Source organism: Weizmannia sp. FSL K6-0777 (assembly GCF_038593185.1).
GTDB classification, from domain to species: domain Bacteria; phylum Bacillota; class Bacilli; order Bacillales; family Bacillaceae_C; genus Weizmannia; species Weizmannia faecalis.
In genome coordinates, this window is the sequence record NZ_CP151971.1 from 1,222,350 (window position 1) to 1,242,036 (window position 19,687).

The 19,687-nt window shown below is 47.9% G+C and carries 18 protein-coding genes; 15 read left to right on the forward strand and 3 right to left on the reverse strand.

Going from position 1 to position 19,687, the window contains the following annotated elements; translation table 11 throughout:
* The first annotated feature begins 51 nt into the window (after positions 1-51).
* The 3 genes from NST70_RS05630 to coaD all read left to right on the forward strand — a co-directional run bounded on the left by NST70_RS05630 (position 52) and on the right by coaD (position 2,891).
* Complete coding sequence (locus NST70_RS05630) at positions 52-1,467, forward strand: ISLre2-like element ISBco6 family transposase (protein ID WP_342475533.1); 1,416 nt, start codon at positions 52-54, stop codon at positions 1,465-1,467.
* 376 nt (positions 1,468-1,843) lie between these two features.
* Positions 1,844-2,440 carry a 16S rRNA (guanine(966)-N(2))-methyltransferase RsmD gene (gene rsmD, locus NST70_RS05635; RefSeq protein ID WP_017552186.1) on the forward strand — a complete coding sequence of 199 codons (597 nt, stop codon included), beginning with the start codon at positions 1,844-1,846 and terminating at the stop codon, positions 2,438-2,440.
* A complete protein-coding gene (coaD, locus tag NST70_RS05640) occupies positions 2,406-2,891 on the forward strand; it encodes a pantetheine-phosphate adenylyltransferase (protein WP_014095579.1) in 486 nt (161 codons plus the stop codon). Before rsmD ends, coaD begins: the two co-directional genes overlap by 35 nt.
* A 276-nt stretch (positions 2,892-3,167) precedes the next feature.
* On the opposite strand, the gene ylbJ is transcribed toward coaD, so the two are convergent.
* Entirely contained in the window at positions 3,168-4,388 is a 1,221-nt protein-coding gene (gene ylbJ / locus NST70_RS05645) for a sporulation integral membrane protein YlbJ (protein WP_035189197.1), read from the reverse strand.
* Positions 4,389-4,514: 126 nt separating this feature from the next.
* Here ylbJ and NST70_RS05650 point away from each other — a divergent pair, with 126 nt between their 5' ends.
* Positions 4,515-5,306, forward strand: coding sequence for a patatin-like phospholipase family protein (locus NST70_RS05650; RefSeq protein ID WP_014095577.1), 792 nt, complete (start codon positions 4,515-4,517; stop codon positions 5,304-5,306).
* The gene (locus NST70_RS05655) at positions 5,303-6,352 is read left to right on the forward strand and encodes a SepM family pheromone-processing serine protease (protein ID WP_017552189.1); all 1,050 of its coding nucleotides are present in this window, start codon (positions 5,303-5,305) and stop codon (positions 6,350-6,352) included. The genes NST70_RS05650 and NST70_RS05655 overlap by 4 nt, the downstream gene beginning before the upstream one ends.
* A 291-nt stretch (positions 6,353-6,643) precedes the next feature.
* On the opposite strand, the gene NST70_RS05660 is transcribed toward NST70_RS05655, so the two are convergent.
* Positions 6,644-7,954 carry a nucleotidyltransferase gene (locus NST70_RS05660; RefSeq protein WP_061087208.1) on the reverse strand — a complete coding sequence of 437 codons (1,311 nt, stop codon included), beginning with the start codon at positions 7,952-7,954 and terminating at the stop codon, positions 6,644-6,646.
* Positions 7,955-8,150: 196 nt separating this feature from the next.
* On the opposite strand from NST70_RS05660, the gene NST70_RS05665 reads away from it, so the two are divergent.
* The 3 genes from NST70_RS05665 to NST70_RS05675 all read left to right on the forward strand — a co-directional run bounded on the left by NST70_RS05665 (position 8,151) and on the right by NST70_RS05675 (position 9,595).
* Positions 8,151-8,696 (forward strand): YceD family protein, encoded by a 546-nt coding sequence (locus tag NST70_RS05665; RefSeq protein ID WP_014095574.1) that lies wholly within the window; start codon positions 8,151-8,153, stop codon positions 8,694-8,696.
* Positions 8,697-8,748: 52 nt separating this feature from the next.
* Positions 8,749-8,922 (forward strand): 50S ribosomal protein L32, encoded by a 174-nt coding sequence (gene rpmF / locus NST70_RS05670; RefSeq protein WP_014095573.1) that lies wholly within the window; start codon positions 8,749-8,751, stop codon positions 8,920-8,922.
* A gap of 160 nt (positions 8,923-9,082) precedes the next feature.
* Positions 9,083-9,595: an RsfA family transcriptional regulator gene (locus NST70_RS05675; RefSeq protein WP_110133918.1), complete on the forward strand. Its 513-nt coding sequence runs from the start codon at positions 9,083-9,085 to the stop codon at positions 9,593-9,595.
* Between the two features lie 84 nt (positions 9,596-9,679).
* On the opposite strand, the gene NST70_RS05680 is transcribed toward NST70_RS05675, so the two are convergent.
* Positions 9,680-10,180, reverse strand: coding sequence for an N-acetyltransferase (locus NST70_RS05680; protein WP_013858962.1), 501 nt, complete (start codon positions 10,178-10,180; stop codon positions 9,680-9,682).
* 213 nt (positions 10,181-10,393) lie between these two features.
* On the opposite strand from NST70_RS05680, the gene NST70_RS05685 reads away from it, so the two are divergent.
* The 7 genes from NST70_RS05685 to NST70_RS05715 all read left to right on the forward strand — a co-directional run bounded on the left by NST70_RS05685 (position 10,394) and on the right by NST70_RS05715 (position 19,462).
* Positions 10,394-11,272, forward strand: coding sequence for a 2-dehydropantoate 2-reductase (locus tag NST70_RS05685; protein ID WP_035181923.1), 879 nt, complete (start codon positions 10,394-10,396; stop codon positions 11,270-11,272).
* A gap of 166 nt (positions 11,273-11,438) precedes the next feature.
* On the forward strand, positions 11,439-13,058 hold the full coding sequence (gene bshC, locus NST70_RS05690; RefSeq protein ID WP_260832554.1) for a bacillithiol biosynthesis cysteine-adding enzyme BshC: 1,620 nt from the start codon (positions 11,439-11,441) through the stop codon (positions 13,056-13,058).
* 339 nt (positions 13,059-13,397) lie between these two features.
* Positions 13,398-13,829: a division/cell wall cluster transcriptional repressor MraZ gene (gene mraZ, locus NST70_RS05695; RefSeq protein WP_013858966.1), complete on the forward strand. Its 432-nt coding sequence runs from the start codon at positions 13,398-13,400 to the stop codon at positions 13,827-13,829.
* Between the two features lie 27 nt (positions 13,830-13,856).
* Positions 13,857-14,786, forward strand: coding sequence for a 16S rRNA (cytosine(1402)-N(4))-methyltransferase RsmH (gene rsmH / locus NST70_RS05700; RefSeq protein ID WP_035189202.1), 930 nt, complete (start codon positions 13,857-13,859; stop codon positions 14,784-14,786).
* 21 nt (positions 14,787-14,807) lie between these two features.
* Positions 14,808-15,167: a cell division protein FtsL gene (gene ftsL, locus NST70_RS05705; protein ID WP_035189204.1), complete on the forward strand. Its 360-nt coding sequence runs from the start codon at positions 14,808-14,810 to the stop codon at positions 15,165-15,167.
* A complete protein-coding gene (locus NST70_RS05710) occupies positions 15,164-17,305 on the forward strand; it encodes a penicillin-binding protein (protein WP_328228989.1) in 2,142 nt (713 codons plus the stop codon). Before ftsL ends, NST70_RS05710 begins: the two co-directional genes overlap by 4 nt.
* 240 nt (positions 17,306-17,545) lie before the next feature.
* On the forward strand, positions 17,546-19,462 hold the full coding sequence (locus NST70_RS05715) for a stage V sporulation protein D (RefSeq protein WP_260832555.1): 1,917 nt from the start codon (positions 17,546-17,548) through the stop codon (positions 19,460-19,462).
* The last annotated feature ends 225 nt before the right edge of the window (positions 19,463-19,687 follow it).

Genomic DNA, 19,687 nt, shown 5'->3' on the forward strand with positions numbered 1-19,687 from the left:
ATCATCTAATTGTACACTTCAAGATGAACATCTAGAGAGAGAGGTCTTCCCATGGATATTATATCAATAATTGCTGGATTATTAAAGGATACAAAGAGTCTTATCGAATTTGAAGAACAGCTTAAACTTCTGATGCAGAAGGCTTTTACACAATGGGTTGGGGAAATATTTGAAGAGTTAGATAAAACAATTAAACAGGAGAAGTTAGAGGAGGGCTGGGTGTACTGCCGGAGTGATAACAGAAACATTCAGTTTCTATTTGGAAGTGTGACCTTTAAACGCTCATTAATGCATGACAAGAGAGGAAATTCCCATTATCCTCTGGATGAATGGTTAGGGCTGGTACCACACCAACGATACAGCCCGTTAGTGGAATTAAAGGTGGCAGAGTTGGCAAGTGAGAACACCTATCGGGAAGTAGCTGATATTTTAAAAGAGTGGACAGCAGTGAGTCTTAGTCACACAACTGTAGGGAACATGGTAAAACACGTAGGGAAAACTCAGGCGGAAGCCGATAAGGCACTTGTAGAAGAGCTAGAAATAGCTGTTTCCCTGCCTGAGGGGAAGAAGGTAGACTACCTGTTTTCTGAAGCAGATGGTGTATTCGTTCGGGGACTAAAAAAGAAACAGAGTATGGAAGTCCACCACGCCATTCTCTATGAGGGATGGGAAACCAATGGTAAAAGGGTCTCCCTGCGTCAGCCCACAGTCATCATGACGACGGAAGACATTCAGACATTTTGGGATGAAGTCCAAGCCACAGCTGCCAACACCTATTCCCTCGAAAAAGCGCATGTCATTACAAACAGTGATGGAGGTGCTGGGTACACAGCTGAACGGTTTCAAACAGCATTCTCACAGTCGGAATTTCCGGTGCTCAACCAGCTGGATACCTACCACGTTGCACAAGCCATCATAAGGACATTTGGGGGCGGAAAGAGCGAGATCAAGGAGCAAATTAGAAAAGCGATTAGAACGCATGACCTGGACCAATTCACGTTATATTTGGATACGCACGAAAGCACCTTGACGGATAAAAAGGCCCTCAAGAAAATCAAGGAATTCCGTTCGTATATCTTGAAAAACTGGGACCGCATTTTTGACTGGAGAGACAGGGTGAAAAACGTGCCGGAAGGTGCGAGAGGCCTAGGAGCGATGGAATCGAATCAAAGGCATATCTCCTTCAGGATGAAAAAAAGGGGCATGCATTGGAGTGAACTTGGCGCAGAAGCCATGGTGAAAATCAAACAAGGCATACTCAATGGGACATTGAGAGAAGCCTATCTGAAACACCGTTCAAGAAGCGAGAGAAAGCAACGGAACTTGAAACAATTCATCAGGATGTCTCAACTACTCAAGCAGCCTGTACGCCCGTCAGTGGGCGTAAAGCACGGATCAGTTGCCCTGCATTCAAGCAGTTCATCGGCAATGGGACATTTAAGCAAAATATTAGAGCTTTCGTTTTAAGCCTGGCTCAGTGGGGACTGATCGTTGAGGCGCGCGAAATTTACGAGACTCCTGCGGGAAAAGCGAGCCAGGAGAGACCCCGCAGCGAGGTACGAGCGAGGAGGCTCGCCGGCCGCCCGCGGAAAGCGAGTGAATTTCGCGCGCCTCAACATCCCCGTTATCCATCTTTATACGGAAATATTACATCTTTTCCGAAAATTACACCGAGCAAGTAAAGCACGGTAGCCGAAAGTGTACAAAAAGAGTGTCTTGGAATACCCGATATTTAAACCTTGTCGAGAAAAACTTGACACATACATTTTGGTGAAAAACTTTTCCACCCGGCCGGAAAATATGGTAGGATAAGATGGAAATCTGATGATACGTGGTGACCAGCATGAGAGTCATTTCAGGAAGCCAAAAGGGCACTGTTTTAAAAGCCGTTCCGGGAATGGGAACGAGGCCTACGACAGATAAAGTAAAAGAAGCGATTTTTAATATGATCGGCCCGTATTTTGAAAAAGGCCTGGGCCTCGATTTATATGCAGGGAGCGGCGGGCTCGGGATCGAAGCCTTGAGCAGGGGTATGGAGAAAGTGATTTTCGTTGATAAGGAGATCCAGGCGCTGCAAACCGTCCGGGCCAACCTGGAAAAATGCGAATTTTTAGGCCGGAGTGAAGTATACCGGAACGATGCCGGCCGTGCATTGAAAGTGCTGGCGAAACGGGGGCTTGCCTTTGATACGGTATTTCTCGACCCGCCTTACAAAAAGCAAAAACTAACCGCGATGCTGAAATTTATCTCGGCAAACGGCCTTCTCCGTGAAAACGGTTACGCTGTTTGCGAGCACGACGCCGGACTGACCTTACCGGAAAAAGCGGGCAATCTTTTTACATATAAAACAGCACAGTACGGCATCACCGGCATCACGATTTACACGAAAAAGGGGGATGAAACCCGTGGGGAAGACCGCGATCTGCCCGGGCAGCTTTGATCCGATTACAAACGGGCATCTGGATATTATTAAAAGAGGGGCAAAAGTATTTGACAAAGTCTATGTGGCAGTGCTGAACAATATTTCAAAACAACCGCTTTTCGATATTGAAGAAAGAAAAGCGTTGATCCGGGAAGTGACAAAAGACATCCCGAATGTGGAAGTCGATTCTTTCCAGGGGCTTTTAATGGAATATGCAGAATCAAAAAAAGCGGATGTGATTATCCGGGGCTTACGGGCTGTTTCGGATTTTGAATATGAATTGCAGCTGACATCCATGAACCGTGTGCTGAATGATAGAATTGAAACCTTTTTTATCATGACAAACAACCAGTATTCTTTTCTCAGCTCAAGCATTGTGAAAGAAATCGCCAAATACCACGGCAATATTGCGGAACTGGTACCACCGGTTGTGCATGAGGCATTGAAAAAGAAATTTCAGGGGCAATAGAAAAGCGGGCGGAACCGGACATTCCGGAAGAGCTGGACGAACACAGAAGTGTTGATACAATAGAAAAAGCAATGGGAACCGGACATACCGGCCGTACATAAAGTGCCGGAAAATCCCGGGCTGGGCCGGATGTACATTTTAAACCGGCTCCCCAAAACCGGACATGCCGTTTATACACCGCACTAAAAACTTTAAAAACAGGCCCAGTTTATTTATTGAAAAATTTGCAAAGGCATCAGAAAAAGCGGGAATGCTCCCCGCTTTTTTGTGCTTTTTTCAGGCCCGGTCTGCCCGGCACGATCGGTAATAAAGGAAAATGTACAGCACAAGACAGGACAGGGTAAATAACGGCCCGTAAATTCCAAGCCAATCCGTCACGCGCGCGTACAAGCTGCGGCCTCCACCTGGCATACCAAAAGCTTCCTGCCACGCGCTTTTTTCAGCAAAAAAGCGTAAGTAGACCGGATTCCAAACGAGCCGGATGATCACAGCCGACAGAAAACCGTGCAGCAGGCGGGCAAGAAAAAACGGCCGGAAACGGATATCTGTCTGGGCAAGAATACTGGCCACCTGCGCCTGGATGCTGAACCCGCCAAACCCGAGGATGAAGCTCGCGGCGATGACCTGCTGAAGCAGCGAGGATTCCTGCACTTCACTGATCATTTGGATTCCGAGTGTTACTTCGAAAAGGCCGGAAATGAGCGGGATGCTCAGCTTTTCCGAAAAATGCGCGAGATGAAGCAGCTGGGAGACAAGCATGCCGAATACGGATGTGACATGCATATACAGAAGCAATTTATTAAAGACTGAAAACAGGATGATAAATCCGCCGATCATCAGAAGCGTCTGGATGGCGGACATGACAGCGTCCCCGAGCAGCTTCCCGATCGGCTTGCTGTTTTTAATTCTTGTCGCATGCAAAACGAGAAGCGCTTCTTTTAAAAGAAAGGTATGTTTCTTTTTTGGCCCTCTTATATCCTCGCCGGTTCCGTAAAAACGCATCACCAGGCCGACAATAATATTGCCCGCATAATGCGCCGCGGCAAACAGAATGCCGAGAGAAGGATTATGGAAAAAGCCGACAGCGACCGCCCCGAAAATAAAAAGAGGGCTGGAAGAACTGGTGAACGCTACAAGCCGTTCTGCTTCAACCCGGTCAATCTGTTTTTCCTGACGGAGACGGGCGGTCAGTTTCGCCCCTGAAGGATTGCCGGAAGCAAGCCCCATGGCCCAAGTAAATCCGCCAACACCTGGAACACGGAACAATGGCCGCATCAACGGCTCCAAGAGGACACCGACGAAGCGGACCACTCCGAAGCCGATCAGCAGTTCAGAAATGACAAAAAAAGGAAAAAGTGAGGGGAAAACGACTTCCCACCACATATTTAAACCTTGAATGGAGGCTTTAAAAGATTCATCCGGCAATACAATCATGGAAATCGCCATTATCGAAACGCTGAAGGCCAAAATGGCGCTTTTGAGTTTAGACTGGTACAATCTGTGTTCCTCCCCTGTCTTTCAATCCGCAGCACTTGCTCGCTTGTCCTTATAAATCAAATATACTCATAGGTCTGTAAATTAGACCATAAACTGTACGAAAGAAGGACACGAGGAGGGGGGACAATGGCGGGCCGCCCGAAAATCGGATTGGCGCTCGGCTCGGGAGGCGCCAGAGGCTTTGCGCATATCGGCGTATTGAAAGTTTTCGAAGAGGAAGGCATCCCGGTGGATATGATTTCCGGCAGCAGCATTGGGGCGCTGGTTGCGGCGCTGTACGGGGCGGGGCGGACTGTCCGCGAGATGGAGCTGCTTTCCGGTGCATTTAAACGCAAATATTATTTGGACTTTAAAATTGGCAAGATGGGCCTGATTTCGGGGAAAAGAATTGAAGATCTGATCCGTTTGCTCGTTCATGGGAAAAAACTTGAAGAATTGAACCCACCTGTTGCCGTTGTCGCCGCAAATCTTTCAAACGGCGAAAAAACGGTGTTCAAAAAAGGGCCGGTTCAAGAAGCGGTGCGCGCCAGCATTTCCATCCCTGGCATTTTTGTCCCGAAAAAAATTGGCGGCCATCTTTTTGTGGACGGCGGTGTGGTGGACCGCGTCCCGGTGTCCGTTGTAAAGGAAATGGGGGCGGAGCTTTTGATCGGGGTGGATGTTTCCGTCATGAAAAAAGAAGCGGAAATCCGCCATATTTATGATGTGATTATGCAAAGCATCGATATCATGCAGATGGAACTGGCCGAAAGCCGGAAAACGGAAGCCCATGTTTTGATCCGCCCCGATGTCTCAATGTACAGTTCAATGGCTTTTACAAATGCCGGACAAATCATTAAGATAGGGGAAGAAGCAGCAAAACAATCCGTAACTGAAATACAGCAATTGCTGGAAAAATGGAAGGAGCCCGACAAATGAAACACCGAAACATCCGGCGGCGCATATTGATTGTGGCAGTGCTGATTCTTGCCCTCCTGTCCTTTGTGCCGCTGCCTTATTATATTGAAATGCCGGGGAGTGCCATGCAGCTTGCCCCGCTGATCAAAGTAAAGGGCGGCTATCCTGAAAAAGGCCAATTGATGCTGACGACTGTCCGTATGGGCCGCGCGAATCCGTATACGTATCTTTGGGCAAAAATGAGAAAACACGAGGATGTCGTACCGGTTCGTGAAATTATGGATAAAAATATGACGGACGAGGAATACAATGTCTATCAGCTTTATTTAATGGAATCAGCAAAACATAATGCCATCCAGGCTGCTTTTAAGAAGGCAAAAAGGCCGTTCAGCTCCCATTACGAAGGGATTTATGTCCTGAATGTATATGACGGGATGCCGGCCGCAAAAGTGCTCAAAGCCGGGGACAGAATTACAAAAGTGGACGGCCATGCATTCAAGTCTTCCAAACAGTTTATGAACTATGTCGCAAAGAAAAAAGCCGGGGACAAAGTGAAATTGGACTATATGCGTCATAAAAAGGCGAAGATGGCAACCGTTGCACTTGCAAAATTCAAGGAAAACCATCATAAAACGGGAATCGGGATCAGCCTTGTCGATGACCGGACCGTCAAATCCGACCCGGCTGTGAAAATGGATACCGAAAAAATCGGTGGCCCTTCCGCCGGGCTGATGTTCACATTGGAAATCTACAACCAGCTGACCAAACAGGACATCACAAAAGGCTATAAAATTGCCGGAACCGGAACCATTTCGCCAAACGGGGAGGTCGGCCGCATCGGCGGGATTGATAAAAAAGTGATTGCAGCGGACAAAGCAGGGGCGGACATTTTCTTTGCTCCAGATGATACGATTACACCTGAAATGAAAAAAGCCGAGCCTGGCATCAAGCCGAATTACGAAGAGGCAAAAGCGGCGGCGAAAGAAATCGGGACGAACATGAAAATTGTACCGGTCAAAACACTGGATGATGCACTCGCCTATTTAAACGGCCTGAAACAAAAATAACCGGAAAGCCGCTTGTTTTAGCGGCTTTTCCCTGTAAAGAAGGGGGAAGGCCGTCACGCATCCCGGGCTTTTGCCTGCAAGTCTGAAATGTAATGTGGGTTCCGGTTTTTCGCCTGCAAAAAGCTGAAAATCATGCGTTTCATCGGTTTTTCGCTTGCAAAAAGGAGAACAGCCTAAGTATGCGGCTTTCTCGTCTGCAAAAAGCCGTGCTCATACAATCATGCGTTTCATCCGGCTTTGCCCCAGCTGCATACGCGAAGCTTTCCGTCTGTAAAAAGGCAGAATCAAGCGTCACGCGCCATCCGTTTTTTCGTCTGCAAAAAAAGGTGGTTTGCTGAATTCCCGGATCATTAAGTGTTCCCGTTCGTTTGCCGGAAGCGGGAGGGCATATATCCGCGCGGCTCTTATGTCCGGTGCAAGCGACGGGGCAGTTTGCAGCGAAAATTTTGAAATAATAGGAACCGGTACCGTTTTTTTCACGCTGTTCAAATAGCGCCTTCCCGTTTCGTTCATGGCGAGCAGCCGGATATACGCCGGCTTTGCCGCATGCTTTTTGATTTCTGCTTTTTTGGCATTGGTTAACAAATGGGTGCAAATTCGCTGCAGTCTTGTCCATGTGTATCGTTTTGTTTTCACTTTTTCCATGAAGTCGGGAAAACTGTTGGCAGATGCTGCGGCTTTTTTTAAACGGTATTCAATGCCTTCTTCCACTTCATAAATGGCGCGTAATTCCTCTTCTGAAGAGGAAAGCAGCCGGTAGTGCAAAAAAGGCCAGTAAAGCGCCCAATGCAGGAAGTGCCCGTTGTTGTTGCGGTGCCGGCTCAGTACATGAAATGCTGGTTCCGGCAGCACCGGGCGGGCAGCGTGCAGATCTTCGGTTTGCAAGATGGTTTTTCTGATGGCGCTTGCACTTGCAATTTCACCGGTTATCGCGACGTCATGGTGCCCAGCCGCTTTTCTTTGGACGGTAAAAGCCTCCATCGCCGGGTTTTGCCTTGCTGCCGCGAGCATATAATGGAAGCCGAGAATATTATTGGGTGAGCCTAAATCAAGTGCACTGCCTGGTGCGAGCTTCTGAAAGCTGTTTGATAGCGCCGCCGGATAGCTGATCCCTTTTTTGACCTCGCGCTTGACGGATGCGTTAAATGCCGCTTCGTTTTGAAGCAGGACGGCAGCCGCCTGGCGGAATGCTTCGATGTCGCCGGATTCGCTGCCGAAGCAGAAGCTTTTGCACCGCAAAGCGTCCAAAATGGCAATCCCGCCTGCTGCAAATTTTTCGGCGGGCTGGACGGCAAATGCATACGGCAGTTCGACGACGAGATCCGCGCCCGATAATACGGCCATCTCCGCCCGCGTCCATTTTGAAACAAGCGCCGGTTCGCCCCGCTGCATAAAATAGCCGCTCATAACGGCAATGATACACTCTGCACCTGTCATCCGCCGCGTCTCGCGAAGATGGTGCAGATGGCCATTATGAAAAGGATTGTACTCCACAATGATGCCGGTACTTTTCAATTGTGATTCCCCTTTCCGGAAGATTTGGATGTTTAAAAGCACCCGTTTGGGATAAGTTATTTTTAACATAACCGGCAAAAAAAGCAATCCTGCCTGCTGCAAAATTTTTTTGAAAAAACGGGGAGTCTTGAAGATGAAAGCGTAAAAAGGACGCGTCTTAAACAAACCCGGGCCGGTTTCTGGTTTGAAGAAAAATTTTCGTTGTGGACATCATGGTTGTAAAGCAAAAAATATTGACAAAAGGTATGAGGGAAGCTATAATTACCTTTGTTGTCTTGGGGTGATGAAAGTGAAATGGTCTGCCATTCAATTGCAAAAATTTCGGGACAAGCGCTTTGAGATAGATGAATCGGTTGATATTACAAAAGATTTAATGGAAACTGATTCCGAGATCCGCGGGGCTTCGCCTTTTCACGTAACGGGAACGGGGAGTGCTCAGCAGGGCAGGGTGACGTTTGACCTTCACATTGAAGGAACGCTTGTGCTGCCTTGTGCCCGGACGCTTGTTGATGTACATTACCCGGTAGACTTGAAATCGACAGAAACGTTTCTTCTCGAGCCTTCCGATTATGAAGGCACTGAAGATGAAGAAGTGCATGTTGCCGAAAATGAGGTCATTGATTTGATCCCGGTTATGAAAGAATTGATTTTGCTCGATATTCCCATGCAGGTTTTCAGTGAGGAAGCCAAAAAAGGCGAACTGCCGCATACGGACAACTGGCAGGTGCTGACGGAGGACGAGTATCTGGAAATGGAGCAGAAGGCGGAAAAAGCGGTAGACCCGCGTATGGCCGACCTTGCGAAATTTTTTGACCAGGATTCTGAATAACCGCCATCTTCGGCTAAATGATATGCTGATCTCTTATAAGGAGGTGGGAAGAATGGCTGTACCTTTTAGAAGAACTTCTAAAACGGCAAAAAGAAAACGCCGCACACATTTTAAATTGCAAGTTCCCGGCATGATTGAATGCCCGCGATGCGGTGAAATGAAAATGGCACACCGCGTATGCCCATCTTGCGGTTATTACAAAAACAAAGTTGTGGTAAATAAATAATAAAAGAGCACGGCGCAAACCCGTGCTTTTTTATTTGCCTTCAAAACGCCATCCCTTTCCGCCAAAAGCTTCTCCCCGTTCCTCCTTTTTTTCTCGAAATTTCGTCTATCTTTTCTATCAACGGCATATGAATAGTATTAAAAAGGATGGGGGGAAAGATATGCCGGCAGTCAGACAGGATGCCTGGACACAGGAAGAAGATTTGCTGCTATCGGACATTGTGTTGCGCCATATTCGCGAAGGCAGCACGCAGCTCCGGGCGTTTGAAGAGGCAGGGAAGCGGATGAACCGGACCGCAGCGGCATGCGGGTTCAGGTGGAATTCTTATGTGAGAAAGCAGTACGCCTCGGAAATTGAAGCCGCAAAAAAAGAAAGAAAGGAAAGAAAGCAGCTCGTCCGGGATGCCGTGAGAGCACCGGCTGAAGAAGGGCAGCAGACAGAAGCAACGCTGTTTGATGCCATCCGTATCCTTCAGCAGCTTGCGGAAAAAAGCAGGCAAGAGAGTGGGCAGTTGTCCGCATCCCGCCGCGGTACAGAGGAATGGAAAAGCAAATATGAGGCGCTGCTTCAAAAGTATCTTGAAGAAAAGGAAAAGCATGAGCAGCTGCAAAAAGAATACAGTGCGCTCCTTTCCATTATGGAAAAAGCACGGCAGTTGTCTGAACAAGATTAAAGCGGCGGCACATCCCCTGGACCTTAAAAGGCAGGGGACATTTTTTGTTCGTAAAAGGCAAAAAAAGAACCGGAATCCGGTTCTTTAAGAAGAGGTCGTTTTTTTGTCCTGTTTTGCGTCTTTCAGCTTCACGCCGTGCGGCAACCAGACAAACGGGTTTTCACTCAAATCGCGTTCGACATTATAAGGAACAGGTTTGAACCCCATTTTTTCCCAAAATCCTCGCGACTTCAGGCGGGCGTTTGTTTTAATCGGCAGCCCGAAGCTTTTGGCAAAATCAACAAGCGCCCGGCCGTAATTCTTATATTGATAGTTCGGGAGCACTTCCAGCTTCCAAAGTTCCAAAAATGTTTGCGGGGGGTCAAAATAGAGATCGTATTTTGCATCCCGTTCGTAAAGGCTCATGCGCGCAACGAGTTTATCGGCAAAATAAATGCCGTAAAATGGCGAGTCGGCGTTGTCTTCAATAATATTGTCCTGCAAATCTTCAAGCATGGACAGTTCCTGCTGCCCGTACTCTTTAAACTGCTTGAATTCTTCGAGCGTTTTGTAGTTCACTTTCAGCCTTTCCACTTGATAAGCCATATCAATTCCCCCATCCCTCTTTATATGCTGTGTCGCAGCAGCATGGCGGCGATTCTTACATAAAACCGGTTGATATTATCATTATATAACAAACAATTGGAAGAATGAAAGAAATACGTGTAAACGGTCGCACACCATTTGTCTGGAATTTTCTTTTCCATTCCCTTATTGCCTGTTAAAATGGAGCAAAGAAAATGGAAAGGGGCGGGCAAAATGAAAATTGGGGTGATTGGCGCTGGTGCGATCGGTTTATTATACGGGGGTTGGCTTGGAAAGTTGCATGAAGTGACCTTGTTTCCAAATACGAAGGCGCAGGCCGTAGAGCTGAATGAAAAAGGGATTACCGTAAAAGACGGCGCATCTTCGTTCAGAACTTTCGTCAAAGCGGATGACACGTTCTCTTCGCTTTCCTCCCAGGATCTAGTCATTGTTGCCGTCAAGCAATATGACCTTCCTGCTGTGACAACCGTTTTAAAAAACGAAGATGGCGGGGTGCCGGTCTTGTTTTTGCAAAACGGCATGGGCCATCTTGTTCTTCTTGAAGAATTGCCGCAAAAAACGATCCTTGTCGGTACGGTAGAGCACGGCGCATCCCGGCTTGACGGCACAACGGTGAAGCATAATGGGCACGGCAAAACGAATATCGCCGTCTACCGCGGGAAATGGGATGAAAGCGTGCATTTGCATACGGATGCTTTCCCGTTCACGGTGCAGCCGGATTATGAGCTGATGCTTTTGCGCAAATGTTTTGCCAATGCCGTCATCAATCCGCTCACAGCCGTTTTAAAGGCAAAGAACGGGGAACTGGTCAAAAACCCGCATTATGCCCGTGTGTTCCGCGCCGTATTTGAAGAACTGGCGGCGCTTTTCCCGAAACTTTCGCGGGAAAAGATGTGGGAGGAAGTCACCGGCATTTGCAAAAATACGTGCGAAAATGAATCGTCCATGCTGAAAGATGTGAAAAAAGGAGCACGGACCGAGATTGACGCGATTCTCGGTTACATGCTGGAAACGGCTGCCCGTCAAAACAGCCAGGTTCCGCTTGCGTCCGCCCTTTATGAAATGGTGAAAGGGATGGAGGATAAGGGGTGAGGCACGTTCCGGGTGTTGCCGCCGTGCCCGCAGCGGCCGGAAACATGGCTTCTGTTTTTGAAAACGGGCAGCCTTGAAACGAGCAGGCAGGCTTTTTTTCTTTTTTTCACAAAAATGCTATACTCAATGAGAAAATCAATGAAAACGAGAAAGGAAGAATCATTTGATGGAACTGGAAAACTTTTCAATTCCAGCAACGAATCGGTTCGCTTCCCTCTATCTTGCGCAAAAATCTCCTGTAAAGGATTTTTTTCATTATGATATAACGGATGCTTCTGTTTTCCATAAAAGAGTGGAAGATTTAAAAAAACGGGCTTTTAACCGGGAAGGGCTGGCAGATTGTATCGGGCACTATATGGAAAAATTTGGAATCTCCCCGGAGACGGCCCATTCCTTGGAAAAATTAAGGCAGCCGAACGCTGCTGTTGTGATCGGTGGCCAGCAGGCAGGGCTATTAACAGGGCCGCTTTATACGATCCATAAACTGATTTCGATTATCCGGCTTGCCAGTGAGCAGGAAGAAGCCCTGCAAATTCCGGTTGTACCTGTTTTCTGGATCGCGGGCGAGGACCATGACTACTTGGAAGTGAACCATATTTATGCCGAACAGGAAAGGCGTTTAAAAAAATTTAGTTATGCTGAAGGGCCGCTTGAGAAAAAAATGATCTCTGATACCACACCGGATCCTGCCCATTTAAAAAAATGGATACATAAAGTTTTTGAAGCATTTGGCGAAACCGAACATACCAATGCCCTTCTTTCCAAGCTGGAGGCGTTTGCAGACAGGGCACAAAGCCTTTCTGACCTGTTTGCCTGCATGATTCACGATCTTTTCAAGGCATACGGGGTGCTGCTCATCGATTCGGCTGATGCACACTTGCGGAAGATCGAGGCGCCGTTTTTTGAACGGATGATCCAGGATTATGACAAGATTACGGAAGCGGTCCTCTGGCAGCAGCAGGAAATCGCGCAGTTTGAGTTTCCAAAAGCGATTGATATTTCCAGGCGGGCGCTGAATCTTTTTTATTATGACGGGAAGGAACGGATTTTGCTGGAGTACAGTCCGGAGCACGGCGGATTTACCGGGAAAGGCGGCAGCCCCTTTTTTACGGAGGAAGCGTTGCGCGCGCTTTGTGCGAAAAGCCCTGAACGGCTGAGCAATAATGTTGTCACAAGGCCGCTTATGCAGGAATGGCTCTTCCCAACCCTTGCGTTTATCGGCGGGCCGGGCGAAATTGCGTACTGGGCCGAGCTGAAGCGGGTGTTTGAAGAAATGGGGATTCTGATGCCGCCTCTCGTGCCGCGACTCAATATCACGTTGCTTGAGAGAACGGTCCAAAGGGATATCGAGGAACTGGAACTCGATATCGGGCATGTATTAAAATACGGGACCCGGAAAGAGCGGGAAAAATATTGGAATGACGCAAAAGATGAGAATATGGACGCGCTCATTGCAGAAACGGAAAACATGCTGAAAATGCAATACGATAAAATTTTTGCCGCAATTGGAAAGGGGTTGGAACCGCTTGCCCGCAAAAATCTCGATTTTCACCTCGGGCAGCTTGCGTTTTTGCAGCGGAAAGTGGATGAAGAGATTGCGGGAAAACATGAAAACATCCTTGAAAAATACGCGCGGGTCGAACGTGCCTTGCGCCCGGACGGCAATCCCCAGGAAAGGGTCTGGAACCTTTTTTATTTCCTTAACAAATATGGGGCGGACTTTATCCACACCCTTGCCGCCCTGCCGTTCACATTTGACGGCACACATAAACTCGTTAAAATTTAACCGGCTGACAGCGGCCGGCTTTTTTTATGCAAAAAAACAGGGGGTTTTGGTTCACGATGCTTTGTTGGAAAAATGAATTGTAAAGACGCTTCCCGCACGATACCGACGTGGTTTTGGTTCATGATGCTTTTTTGAAAAAATAATTGCAAAGCGAAAAAGCGGGTTGCCGGGACTCACCATGTTGGAACAAGGCTTTACGGCAGGCAAGTTTTAAATTGATTTTTTCTTGCAAAAAGCAGGAAAACGGAGCTGCGAGGAGAATATAAAAATTAAAGTGGTGAAAGGTGGGGGATTGTGGTAAATTATTAATATGAAGTGGGAAGCGGGGGGCACGCGCCAATGTTCATGGGAGAATACCGGCACAATATCGATGTAAAAGGCCGTTTGATTGTACCGGCCAAATTCCGTGAACAGCTTGGCGATACGTTTGTCATTACCCGCGGGCTTGACCGTTGCATTTTCGGTTACCCTGCGGATGAATGGAAACAGGTGGAAGAAAAACTGAAGTCCCTTCCGTTAACGAAAAAAGATGCCCGCGCATTCACACGATTTTTCTTTTCGGGGGCGACCGAATGCGAGTGGGACAAGCAAGGGCGCATTCTTATTCCCGCACCGCTCCTTTCCTATGCGAAACTCGAAAAAGAATGCGTGGTGCTCGGCGTTTCCAATCGAATTGAGATTTGGAGCAAAGATTTATGGGAAGAATATTTTCAGGAATCGGAGGCTTCTTTTGCTGATATTGCGGAAAACCTCATCGATTTTGACCTTTAACATGTTCGATTGGATAGGAGATTCAGTATGTTTCAACACAAGACCGTTTTGCTGAAAGAAACCGTTGACGGGCTACATATTAAACCGGACGGGATTTATGTTGACTGCACGCTCGGTGGCGGGGGCCACAGCGCCTATTTGCTTCAGCAGCTTACCGGCGGGCATTTATACGCTTTTGACCAGGATGAAACGGCGATTCAGCATGCCAAAGAAAAGTTTGCCCATGACCAAAACAGGATCACTTTTATTAAAAGCAATTTCCGGTATTTAAAATCAGAATTGAACGCGCGCGGTGTGCAGGCTGTCGACGGCATCTTGTATGATTTGGGCGTTTCCTCTCCCCAGCTTGATACACCGGAACGGGGATTCAGCTATCAGCATGATGCACCGCTCGATATGCGGATGGACCTCGATGCGCCGCTTACCGCTTATGAAGTCGTCAATGAATGGCCGTATGAAAAACTGGTCCGGATCTTTTTCCGGTACGGGGAAGAAAAATTTTCAAAACAAATTGCCCGCAAAATCGAGGCGTCCCGTGCCAAAAAACCGATCGAAACAACCGGTGAACTGGCCGATTTAATTAAAGAAGCGATTCCTGCACCCGCACGAAGAAAAGGCGGGCATCCGGCAAAAAGGGTCTTTCAGGCGATCCGGATTGCCGTGAACGATGAATTATCTGCTTTTGAAATGTCTTTAACGGATGCCATTTCGCTTTTAAAACCAGGCGGGCGGGTCTCTGTCATTACCTTTCATTCCCTGGAAGACCGCATTTGTAAAAATATATTGAAAGAATACAGCAGTGCAGGAGATTTGCCGCATGGGCTGCCTGTCATCCCAAAAGAATACGAACCCGTATTAAAACTCATTACGAGGAAACCCATTGTCCCGAATGATGAGGAAGTGGGCGGGAACAACCGGTCAAGGTCGGCTAAACTGCGCATTGCGGAAAAACGCTAAGAAAATAGAGGAGGGAGTTTTTTGAGTAATTTAGCAAGGCAGCCGAAACGTGCGCCGGAACAGCAACAACAGATTGAAAAAAGAGTAGCACCGGCCACAAGACGCGCGCAGATCACTTTAGGGGAAAAAATCATCGCAAGCCTTTTTGCTTTGTTCGTGCTGATTATGGCCGTGAAGATCGTATCGACGGAAGCTGCAATTTATAATGTCAACCGGTCGATTGAAGATACAAAAACCACGATCCAGAACAAAAACAAGGTGACCGATGATTTGAAAATGCAAGTAAGCGAATTGAGCCGCTACGACCGTATTTACGAAAAGGCAAAAGAACTCGGCTTGAAATTGGACGAGAATAATGTCAAGGTTGTTGAAAATAAATGAAGTCCAGAAAACTGAATACAAACAGGGGGGCAGCGATATTATTTATCATATTCGGTCTGTCCTTTTTTATTATCGCCGTAAGGTTTTTGACGATTGAAATCACAGGGCAGGCAGACGGGAAAGTGCTCGCGGCAAAAGCGGCGAAAAAATATTTGCGGACAAGCGCCATTCCCGCTTCCCGCGGCAATATTTACGATGCAAGCGGGGAAGTGATCGCCGAAAATGTTGTTTCGTACAATCTGGTCGCCGTTTTGGACCCGAAAGTCACGATTGATCCGGAACATCCGAAACATGTTGTCAACCCTCGAAAAACCGCCCAGGCCCTTGTGAAATATATTGACATGCCCGAATCAAAAATTTATTCGCTCCTGACACAAAAAGGGCGGTTTCAAGTGGAGTTCGGGAAGGCGGGGCAGGATATTCCGTATAACGTAAAAAATGAAATTCAAAAACAGAACTTGCCGGGCATCCAGTTCGAAGCCGTGCCGAAACGCACGTATCCGAACGGTTCGTTTGCCTCCCATCTGGTCGGCTATGCGCAGAAAAATGAGACAGGCGGCCAAATGGCAGGTGTAATGGGAATCGAAAAAAGCATGAATGCCGCTTTGGAAGGCAAAGACGGAAAAATCAGTTATGAAGGCGACTTTTGGGGATATATTTTGCCAAACGCGCATAAAAAAGTCACCAAACCGAAAAACGGGGAAAATGTCTATTTAACGATTGACAAGAAAATCCAGTCTTTCGTTGAAGATGCGCTTGGCAAAGTCCAGAAACAATACAATCCGAAAAAAGCGTTTGTTGTCGTGGCCGATCCGAAAACGGGTAAGATACTGGCAATGGGGCAGCGGCCGACATTTGATCCGGAAACGCGGAAAGGTTTGAGCGATGCTTGGCAGGACGATCCAGTCGAAACCGCTTATGAACCGGGCTCAACGATGAAAATTTTTACCTTGGCGGCGGCCGTCCAGGAAGGCGTTTTTCACCCGAATGCGACCTATAAGTCAGGAGAATTCCGGGTGAAAAATGTGCCAAACCCGATTAAAGACCATAATGGCGGGGTCGGCTGGGGCAGGATCACCTTTTTAGAAGGGCTGCAGCGTTCTTCTAATGTTGCATTTGCCACATTGCTGGATTATATTAAGCAGGATAAATTTAAGCAGTATTTGGAAGCGTTCGGGTTCGGGAAACAGACGAAAGTCGGCTTGCCGAATGAAGCTTCCGGCAAAATTTTATACGATTATCCGATTGAACGGTATACGTCGACATTCGGGCAGGGTACAACCGTTACCGCGATGCAGATGATTCAGGCGGCAACAGCTATTGCCAATGACGGGAAAATGATGAAACCGTATGTAGTCGAGAAAGTGGTCAATCCCGCAACCGGAAAAACGGAAAAAACAAAACCAACCGTTGCCGGCAACCCGATCAGCGCGGATACCGCGAAAAAAGTCCGGGATTATTTGCGGACGGTTGTGACGAATAAAAAAACCGGAACCGGCACGGCCTATAACATTCCGGGCTACGAGGTGACCGGCAAAACCGGTACCGCCCAGATCCCGAATCCGAACGGCGGCGGATATTTAACCGGTACCGATAATTATATCTTTTCTTTTCTCGGTATGGCGCCGAAAGACAATCCGAAATTAATCGTTTACGCCGTTGTCCAGCAGCCGCATTTAAAAGCCGGCGAGCTTGGCGGCGAACCGGTTAAAGCGCTGTTTAACCCGATTATGAAGAACAGCCTGCAATATTTAAACATTAAACCGGCAAAAGGAAAGACCGTACGCCTTGCCAAGCTTCCTGATTTTACGGGTGACAGCCGGTCAGAAGCGTCATCTGCCGTAAAAGCATTGGGCCTTACCCCTGTTGTGCTCGGCGATGGCGATGCCGTAACGGCCCAGGAACCCAGGGCACAGGGACAACTGCTGCCGGGCGCAAAAGTATTTTTGAAAACAAATGGCAATAAAGTAATGCCGGATATACGCGGCTTTTCGAAACGCGACGTGGCGGGCGCTGCCAAACTGCTCGGCCTCCGCCTGACCATAAGCGGGGAAGGTTATGCCGTATCCCAAAGCATTCCGGCAAAATCAAAAGTGAAATCCGGACAGGCCCTTACTGTAAAATTTAAAAACCCTTAGGCGGCCGGTAGAAGGAATACCGAAAAAAAGCAAGCACAAGGCTTGCTTTTTTTCATGCGTGTGAAAAGGTACTAGCCGGATGCGTACAAGCATATAAATGGGTATAAAGGCAACAAAGGGCATTTTATGCGCCCGGAGCGGATTTTTCAGGGTTAAAGGAAACCAAGAGAAGGCTGAAATCTTTCATCTTTCCTACCCAGGAATCTGCTGCTTTGAGATTTAAATGAAGGAGGCGCGCTCGTGAAACGTGTATCCAATGTTACGGTGAGAAAGCGGCTTGTTTTTATATTGCTTTGCGGGATTGTCATTTTCAGCATTATAGATGTGCGGCTCGGCTATGTCCAGTTCGGGCTCGGGGATATGCTGACGAACAGGGCAAAAGCGCTATGGAGCAGAAGCATCCCTTTTGAAGGGGAGCGGGGAAAAATCGAAGACAGAAACGGTGTGCCGATCGCCTCCAACCAAAGTGCCCCGACGATTTTTATCATTCCGAGGCAGGTCAAGGATCCGGCAAAAACGGCTGAAAAACTGGGGGACGCCCTTGATGCAGACAAAGAAAAGCTTTATAAAGAAATTACACAGGTCAGATCGATTGTCAGAATAAAAGAAGGGCGGAAAATCAGCAATGAAAAGGCAAATGCCGTACGCCGCCTTGGGCTTTCAGGGGTCTATATCGCGGAAGATTCCAAGCGGTATTATCCGTTCGGCCGTTACCTTTCGCATGTACTCGGATTCACTGGTGCCGACAATCAGGGGCTGACCGGGCTCGAACTGTATTATGATGATGCGCTGAGTGGAAAAAAAGGGGCAGTCGAGTTTTATACGGACGCAAAAGGGAAGAAAAAGATGAAGGATATGGCAGATGAATATGAACCGCCAAAAAACGGGCTTGACCTGAAACTAACGGTTGATACAAAAGTCCAGACGGTTATTGAACGTGAACTCGATAATGCTGAAAAAAAATATCATCCGGACGGGCTGATTGCGATCGCCATGGACCCGGGCACCGGGGAAATTCTCGGGATGTCCAGCAGGCCGAGCTATACGCCTGACAATTATAGAAATGTGCCACAGGAAGTGTATAACCGGAACCTGCCGATCTGGAGCACATACGAACCGGGCTCGACATTTAAAATTATCACACTTGCCGCCGCCCTTGAAGAAAAGAAAGTGAATTTGACAAAAGACAAATTTTACGATTCCGGCGCGGTTGAAGTCGGAGGCTCGACGCTGCACTGCTGGAAAAGGGGCGGGCACGGCAGCGAAACGTTCCTTGAAGTCGTCCAAAATTCATGCAACCCGGGCTTTGTCAAACTTGGCGAAAGGCTCGGAAAAAATACATTATTCAAATACATCCGCAATTTCGGGTTTGGCACAAAAACCGGTGTGGATCTATCCGGCGAAGCTTCCGGCATTTTGTTCAACCTTGACCGCGTCGGGCCGGTTGAACTGGCGACAACGGCTTTCGGGCAGGGGGTTTCTGTTACGCCGATCCAGCAGGTGGCAGCGGTCTCGGCTGCCGTAAACGGCGGGATTCTTTACAAACCGTATATTGCAAAGGAACTCGTTGACCCTAAAACAGGGGAAACGGTCATGCGGAAAAACCCGGTTGCCAAAAGAAGGGTGATCTCGGAAAACACATCGAAACAAATCCGCCATGCGCTTGAAACAGTTGTCACACAAGGGAGCGGAAAAAATGCTTATGTGGACGGTTATCCGGTCGGCGGGAAAACCGGGACGGCGCAAAAAGCCAAAAACGGCCGCTATCTCGAAAACAATTATGTTTTATCCTTTATCGGTTTCGCCCCGGCCAATGATCCGAAAATCGTCGTCTACTTGGCGGTCGATAATCCGAAAAATACGATCCAATTCGGCGGCCAGGTGGCAGCCCCGATCGCGGGCACGATCATCGGCGACAGCCTGCGTGCCATGGGCGTCAAGCCGGTGAAAAACCAGGCGGAAAAAGAAAAAAGTTATTTTGAAACGCCAACGGTAAAAGTGCCGAATTTAATCGGAGAGACGAAAAAAGAGATGATGAACGATCAATATAATCTCAAACTTGATGTCAGCGGATCCGGAAACAAGGTGATCCGGCAGTCCCCTGAAGCAGGCGTGAAAGTGGAAGAGGGCTCAACGATCCGGGTTTACATGCAGTAAAATAGATTCACCAATTCCGGAATGGGCCCCGCCAGGCTCAACAATCCGGAATTTGCATGCAGAAAAACAGGGCGGCGCCGTATGTCCGGCCGCCCGTGTTTTTGTTTCAAGAGGCATAAACAAGCTCTTTCGGCGTACATTTTAAAAATCAACAGGACTTCATAGCTTAATGGCCGTTTTTTTTGTACAATAGAAAAGGACTGTATTTACATGTATACACAAAGA